This window comes from Moorena sp. SIO3E8 (genome assembly GCF_010692445.1).
GTDB classification, from domain to species: Bacteria; Cyanobacteriota; Cyanobacteriia; order Cyanobacteriales; family Coleofasciculaceae; genus Moorena; species Moorena bouillonii.
Genome location: NZ_JAAHHM010000341.1, coordinates 1 through 1,602, shown reverse-complemented (window position 1 = coordinate 1,602; position 1,602 = coordinate 1). Strand labels below are relative to the sequence as shown.

The window sequence follows — 1,602 nt, the reverse complement described above, 5'->3', positions numbered from 1 at the left end:
TTCATCTGTCCACCTCCCTGGAGACTCCCGTTATACCCGTAGGGTTAACGGCGAGAGGAAAGGGAGGACAGGATCTAATTTGTATAAGCATAACCATCCTTTCTGTGAATAAATCGACAATATTTGTGACTAATCCCTTGCACTAGTCCTCCCAAAGTTGAGATATTGAAAGACCCGGATTTTCTAGTAGCAACCCGTCCTACATAAGTCCCAATCTTTTTTCCCTTAGTAACCACGGCGCGGACAATATCTCCTGTCTGAAAGCCTTTGTGAAATTTAATTCTGGAGCAATGACGAATGGGGAACCCATACTTATTAGTCCTACAGAGCTGACGAGTGCCGTGTCCTTTGGCCGTTATTAATAAAGGTTTGGTCACTTCAATAATTAGAGTTTCAACTTTTCCAACATTGGCCGCATCAAGCCAATGAGTTTTAGGAAGATCTTGGCGGCACCTGTTAAATTTTGTTAATCCACCGCTCCCCACTTCAACAGGCAATCCTATTGATTTAAGATCGTGATACAATTTCCAGCGAGTTGAGTTAACAGAAGCCCCATCAGCCAGTGGACGTTTAGATTGACTCAGTATTCGTTTCAAAATACTAGGTTTTTTAGACAAAAATAGCTCAATATCTTGATTTGATTTAGCCTGGTTACACGAATGGCACGCAATAGTTAAATTAGAAACCCGATTGGAACCACCTTTAGATAATGGTTTAATATGCTCGATTTCTAACTGAGTACCTGTTGCCCCACAATAAGCACACTTGCGATTCCATTTCTCAAGTAAATATTCCCGAAGTTCATAGCCGTAAAGTGTCCCCTGTTGGTACTCGATACCAGATAGTTCAGGATTTTGTAGCTTTTGAGTGTCGAACCTAACCAATTCTTGGGATATGCCGGTGATAGGACAGAATCGAATCAACTTTTTAACCCAAGTTAAAATATTTTGAACCCTAGACGTCAAACTAGGGGCTAACCAACCTTTCGGTTTAGTTCTATTAAGAAATCTGGGCTGGCGATATCGAGTTTTGCGATTACGACGAGACCGTCTTAACTGCCCACGAGAGATTAAATTATCTCGTATTTGGGAACCCCTATGGGTGAGTTCAGATCCCCAGATTACTCGTTCCCCTTGGACTATAGCTAGACCAGTTGTTTTTGAACCAGGATCTATTTTTACTTGATGTTTGTGAATTACTGGATTTTTTACTTCCTCCGTCAAAATAATAGTGAATGGATAACGACGATATACCTTGGCTTTCCCTGTCGAAAGTAAAATTCTGGCTCTCGCGGGCTTACATGGATCTAAAGGTTGTCGATTTTTGTTGAGTACAAATACACGCATAATTGTGTTTTCTCCTATTGCTAGGGTTAAGTGAGCCTCGTCAATGTTATTTCCCGGTACATTCTCAATCGCACTGGCTTAACTCAACTACACCTGTTTAACAATTGAGTTCTAGAGCTGGGGACTGGCTACGCATCCTCAGGTAGGAACTTTAACACTCAGAAATAACGTAGTTCTAAAGAACTTAGACTGGTCAACTATGAGCTTCTTACAAGCTCCCGTCATAATCCAAAGGATTTGACGGTGAGTTATTGAC

At 41.3% G+C, this 1,602-nt stretch carries 1 protein-coding gene; it reads right to left on the bottom strand.

Going from position 1 to position 1,602, the window contains the following annotated elements; genetic code table 11:
• Nucleotides 1–74: 74 nt before the first annotated feature.
• Nucleotides 75–1,346, bottom strand: coding sequence for an RNA-guided endonuclease IscB (gene iscB / locus F6K46_RS39625; protein WP_293068972.1), 1,272 nt, complete (start codon nt 1,344–1,346; stop codon nt 75–77).
• Nucleotides 1,347–1,602: the final 256 nt, after the last annotated feature.